This is a genomic window from Flavobacterium sp. (genome assembly GCF_046317795.1).
Lineage (GTDB): Bacteria > Bacteroidota > Bacteroidia > Flavobacteriales > Flavobacteriaceae > Flavobacterium.
This window is the reverse complement of sequence record NZ_JBKCVI010000136.1, coordinates 1-4946: the sequence shown is the minus strand read 5'-3', so window position 1 is coordinate 4946 and position 4946 is coordinate 1. Positions and strand designations below refer to the sequence as shown.

The 4946-nt window shown below is 34.6% G+C and carries 6 protein-coding genes; 4 read left to right on the top strand and 2 right to left on the bottom strand.

Features of this window, described 5'->3' with window-relative positions:
• On the bottom strand, positions 1 to 303 hold a 303-nt coding region (locus ACK5ON_RS08190; protein ID WP_409821558.1), incomplete at its 3' end, for a hypothetical protein.
• A 176-nt stretch (positions 304 to 479) separates the two neighbouring features.
• On the opposite strand from ACK5ON_RS08190, the gene ACK5ON_RS08185 reads away from it, so the two are divergent.
• On the top strand, positions 480 to 647 hold the full coding sequence (locus tag ACK5ON_RS08185; RefSeq protein WP_409821556.1) for a hypothetical protein: 168 nt from the start codon (positions 480 to 482) through the stop codon (positions 645 to 647).
• Between the two features lie 159 nt (positions 648 to 806).
• Here ACK5ON_RS08185 and ACK5ON_RS08180 read toward each other — a convergent pair whose 3' ends face one another.
• Positions 807 to 1988 (bottom strand): T9SS type A sorting domain-containing protein, encoded by a 1182-nt coding sequence (locus tag ACK5ON_RS08180; RefSeq protein WP_409821554.1) that lies wholly within the window; start codon positions 1986 to 1988, stop codon positions 807 to 809.
• Positions 1989 to 2247: 259 nt separating this feature from the next.
• On the opposite strand from ACK5ON_RS08180, the gene ccoS reads away from it, so the two are divergent.
• The 3 genes from ccoS to ACK5ON_RS08165 are packed head-to-tail and all read left to right on the top strand — an operon-like array spanning position 2248 to position 4896.
• Positions 2248 to 2505 (top strand): cbb3-type cytochrome oxidase assembly protein CcoS, encoded by a 258-nt coding sequence (gene ccoS / locus ACK5ON_RS08175; RefSeq protein ID WP_409821552.1) that lies wholly within the window; start codon positions 2248 to 2250, stop codon positions 2503 to 2505.
• A 33-nt stretch (positions 2506 to 2538) separates the two neighbouring features.
• On the top strand, positions 2539 to 4722 hold the full coding sequence (gene ccoN, locus ACK5ON_RS08170; RefSeq protein WP_409821550.1) for a cytochrome-c oxidase, cbb3-type subunit I: 2184 nt from the start codon (positions 2539 to 2541) through the stop codon (positions 4720 to 4722).
• 6 nt (positions 4723 to 4728) lie between these two features.
• On the top strand, positions 4729 to 4896 hold the full coding sequence (locus tag ACK5ON_RS08165) for a CcoQ/FixQ family Cbb3-type cytochrome c oxidase assembly chaperone (RefSeq protein WP_409821548.1): 168 nt from the start codon (positions 4729 to 4731) through the stop codon (positions 4894 to 4896).
• Positions 4897 to 4946 lie beyond the last annotated feature (50 nt).

Sequence of the window (4946 nt, the reverse complement as noted above, 5' to 3'; positions counted from 1 at the left end):
TACTAAAAACTTTTCATTGTCTGCAATTGTCCGAAAAACGGATAGTGGGTGAGCACCTATTTCTGAAACTCCAATACCAAGTCCACCACCACCGTGCAAAACTGTTACAACAGCATTTACAGTTGTCATTCCTGTTGGTCTATAAACTAAATATTTCCGTGTTATATTGTTTACCGTTATGTAATTCGTTGTCAAGCCTTCTTGGTATGGAACAACATTAGGATTTGAAGGATTTGGATTGTCGTCATCCTTGTTGCATCCAAGGGTAAAAATCACGACAAAAAATAAAAATGTTCTAATCATATTTTATTTATTTTGATAGTTATACTTAGTTAGATATTATTTTCATTGAAAGGTTTAATATTTGCCCGTTTTTTTTAAAATAGCACATAACGACACACTGAGAAAAAACTTCCACAATCCACAAACAAATATTAAAAAACGCTTGTACGAATAACATATTTTTCTTATTTTTAACCATGCAACATCCCGACGCTTCGAGACAAGGAATATCCAGCACGCTGGGCAAAGACGGTACTTTGTGGAGCCGGGTATCTCTTACTAAAAGTGCAGGAAAACAAGTTAAAAATCCAATCAATACACTTCAAAAAAAAGAGGAAACTATATCCTCTTCTAAATCTTTATAAAATCATATCGAAATCCCCATAGTGGACGGTCAGTAATCGGTGAGCATGTCCTGAGTTTATCGAAGGGTTCAACAGGAGTTTCATTACTTCGTCCGTTCGCCGTTGGCTCGGGTGTTGGCTTTGCAAGCCTAACGAAACTCTAGCTATTGTGTGCTGTTTTTATTGAACAATAATTTTATGTATATTTAAATCATTATTGTTTTTATTGGATAGTCTTATTAAAAAAACGCCTGGAAATAATTTACTTGAATCTATGGACTGATTGTGCTTCAACTGTCCAGCATCTACTATCTGCCCTAATGTATTTAAAATTTGGTATTCATATTCAATATTTTCTGGTAATTTAAAATGAATAATATCTCCTCTAACTAACGGATTTGGGTAAATAATTATTTTTTTTTCTAATACATCATTAATAGTTGAAAGTGTAGAACAACCAATCAATGATACATTAAAATGTGTACTAAAATAGGATACTATACTTTGAGTAAATGCAAGAGCAAATACAGTCCTATTTGCTGGAGTATTTCTAATATTGTTGTAATTTAATTCCATTTGAAGTCCATTTATTGGAGCTCCAATGTTATAACAAGTATGATTTGCAGTAATATACCCACCACTGAAATAATTTGAAGTTGTGCCAGGAAACGGAATGTTTTGACTAGGAACTGATGGAAAATTATTATTTGCTAAAAATGTACCAAAAGAATAAGGTCCTCTCAAAAGTTCGGCATGTGTGTAATTGTTTACATTGTTCAGAACTAGATTTTTTATAGAACTGTAGTTTAAATATTGTTGTGTATTCAGGGTGCTGTCGGATAATGCTAGTTCAGAATCGTAAAGTAAATATCCTAATTCAATTCTTTGAATTGGATTGCCATGACCATGTAAGTCCACGAAAAAAGTTTTATAGTTATTTTGTTGATTTGCCGTGTTTCGTCCATTAGTTATAAAACCATGAAATTCATTCCATGCTGTTTCTGCTTCAGAGTTACCACACGCGCCGTCTGCTAAATTACGATTAGGGTCAAGTTTACTACGTTTCAAGTGAGAAATAATTAAATGAGGATAGCAACCTGTTAATTCAAAAAGTTTATTTTTGATTTCCAACGCAGTTTCAATGGTAAATTCGTCCGTCGTATAAACAGGGTTGTTACAAATTCTATTCGGTATTGAACTTGGATCTAAGTTACCGCCATGCGGAACTGAAATAACTAATGGAAGTGTTCCTACTTGATATTCAATAAAATTATTAGTTCCAAAAATTACTTGTTGTGCATTTGAATAGAATATTGCAAACGTTAAAAGTAAAATAAATAGTAAATTTCTTTTTGCTATCATTTTTAAAATAGTTGTTAACTAGTAAATATACATAAGTTTATACAACCTTCTCTCTATTTACCACTGCTAATATATAAAAACCGTACATAAACCAGCTTTATTTTGGTAGATAAATCAAGAAATCCTTCGGGTTTAGTTTGCGACTTTTTTAACGTTCCCAAGGTATTTTTTTTTTGCCCAAAAGTTTTTAGGAATATATGACAAATATCATATTTTACCTCACTGCGTACTTCTAATTTTGTCCTACACAACTAGAGGTATGAGTGTCATCTATTTATTAATATCCATAAGTATTATCGTTGCCGTGGCGTTCTTATACGCTTTCTTAAGAGCTGTAAAAACAGGTCAGTATGATGATGATTACACCCCATCAGTGAGAATGCTTTTTGATGATGAGCTGGTAAAAGGAGGGAAGCGAGAACCTGAAACTCGAAACTCGAAACCCGAAACCCAAAATCCAAAATCCAAATTCCAAAACCCTAAACTTGAAACCCGAAACTCGAAACCGAAACAATAAATAACTAATCACTTTTCACTAATAATTTAAACCATGGAAATGCAACAATTTTATTACGATAACAAAATTGTAAAGAAGTTCATCTACGCCAGTATAGTATTTGGCTTAGTAGGAATGTTAGTAGGGCTAATTTTGGCCATACTGTTTCTTTTCCCAAACTTGACTGACGGCATCTCGTTTTTAAGTTTCGGAAGATTGAGACCTTTACATACTAATGCGGTAATTTTTGCTTTTGTAGGAAACGCTATGTTTGCCGGAGTATATTACTCTTTGCAACGTTTGCTCAAAGCCAGAATGTATAGCAATTTTTTAAGTAATCTTCATTTTTGGGGATGGCAATTAATTATTGTAGCTGCGGCTATTACATTGCCTTTAGGATATACTACTTCTAAGGAATATGCCGAATTAGAATGGCCAATTGATATCGCTATTGCTTTAATTTGGGTAGCTTTTGGTATCAACATGATCGGAACGATCTTAAAAAGAAGAGAGCGCCATTTGTATGTAGCCATTTGGTTTTATATTGCCACGTTTATTACAGTTGCTGTTCTTCACATTTTTAATAGTTTAGAATTACCTGTTTCAGCCCTAAAAAGTTATTCAGTTTACGCTGGAGTGCAAGATGCCTTAGTGCAATGGTGGTACGGACACAATGCAGTGGCATTTTTCTTGACCACTCCGTTCCTTGGAATGATGTATTATTTTGTGCCAAAAGCGGCTAATCGTCCTGTGTATTCGTATCGATTATCAATAATCCACTTTTGGTCTTTAATCTTCATTTACATTTGGGCTGGACCACACCATTTATTATATTCCTCATTACCCGATTGGGCTCAAAACCTGGGAGTTGTATTCTCCATCATGTTGATTGCGCCATCTTGGGGCGGAATGATTAACGGATTGCTAACCTTGCGAGGTGTTTGGGATAAAGTACGTACGGACGTAGTTTTGAAATTTTTTGTTGTAGCTATTACGGGTTATGGTATGGCCACTTTTGAAGGACCAATGCTTTCTTTGAAAAATGTAAATGCTATTGCTCACTTTACCGATTGGATTATCGCTCACGTTCACGTTGGGGCTTTGGCTTGGAATGGTTTCTTAATTTTTGGTATGATTTATTGGTTAATTCCAAGAATGACTAAAAGTAAATTGTATTCTGATAAACTAGCCAACTTCCACTTTTGGATTGGAACTTTAGGCATTATTTTATATTCGTTACCCATGTATGTGGCTGGATTTACACAAGCATCTATGTGGAAACAATTTAAACCAGACGGAACATTACAATATGGTAATTTCCTAGAAACCGTAACCCAAATCATGCCAATGTATTGGATGAGAGCCATCGGTGGTTCCTTATATTTAGTTGGTATGATTGTTTTAATTTACAACATCATCAAAACCGTTAAAGCCGGAAGCACTATTGAAGATGAATTAGCTGAAGCTCCCGAATTAGCAAAAATTTCTACAGGTAGATTAAAAGGAGAAAAATTCCACCCTTGGTTAGAAAGACGTCCAATTCAATTAACATTATTAGCAACAGTAGCCATATTAATTGGTGGAATTATTCAAATAGTACCAACCATTATGGTCAAATCCAATATTCCGACAATAGCGGCAGTTAAACCGTATACTCCTTTGGAATTGCAAGGCCGTGATTTATACATCCGAGAAGGGTGTGTGGGTTGTCATTCTCAAATGATACGACCATTCCGTTCCGAAGTAGTGCGTTATGGTGACTATTCTAAATCGGGTGAATATGTATATGACCATCCATTCCTTTGGGGTTCTAAACGTACTGGTCCAGATTTACACCGTGAAGGAGGAAAATACAATGACAACTGGCATTTCAACCACATGTGGAATCCACAAAGTACCTCGCCGGGTTCTATTATGCCAGGATACAAATGGCTGTTTGCCAATGAAGCAATGGATTATTCATCTACAGAGGCAAAAATGAAAGTCATGCAAACTTTAGGCGTGCCTTATACCGATGCCGACATTGCCAATGCTAAACAAAGTATTGAAAAACAATCGGCAACGATAGAAAAAAACCTATACAATGATCCCGACTTTGTAAAATCGTATGATGATAGCAAGAAAAAAGCAGCTGCCAAAGGGGAAGTTTTTGTACCAATGAAAGATAGAGAAATCGTTGCTTTAATTGCCTATTTACAACGTTTAGGAACCGATATTAAAGTAAAAAATAACAAATAGTAAGCCATGTTAAAGTTTATCAAACATAATTTAGAAACCATTGATGGAGTGGCTATATATCCAATCATTTCCTTGATAATATGCTTTACTTTTTTTGTGGGCTTGTTTGTTTGGGTCTATACCTATAAAAAAGAAACGATTAAAGAATTAAGCGAATTACCTATCAAAGAATAATTAACCAAAAGTTATAATCATGAAAAAAATACTCCCAGTATATGTAAGAG

What these genes read in the sequence shown, in the direction of transcription:
- ccoS (WP_409821552.1), top strand. Translation starts at nt 2,248, where the DNA reads ATGAGTGTCATCTATTTATTAATATCCATAAGTATTATCGTTGCCGTG.
- ccoN (WP_409821550.1), top strand. Translation starts at nt 2,539, where the DNA reads ATGGAAATGCAACAATTTTATTACGATAACAAAATTGTAAAGAAGTTC.
- ACK5ON_RS08185 (WP_409821556.1), top strand. Translation starts at nt 480, where the DNA reads ATGCAACATCCCGACGCTTCGAGACAAGGAATATCCAGCACGCTGGGC.
- ACK5ON_RS08180 (WP_409821554.1), bottom strand. Translation starts at nt 1,988, where the DNA reads ATGATAGCAAAAAGAAATTTACTATTTATTTTACTTTTAACGTTTGCA.
- ACK5ON_RS08165 (WP_409821548.1), top strand. Translation starts at nt 4,729, where the DNA reads ATGTTAAAGTTTATCAAACATAATTTAGAAACCATTGATGGAGTGGCT.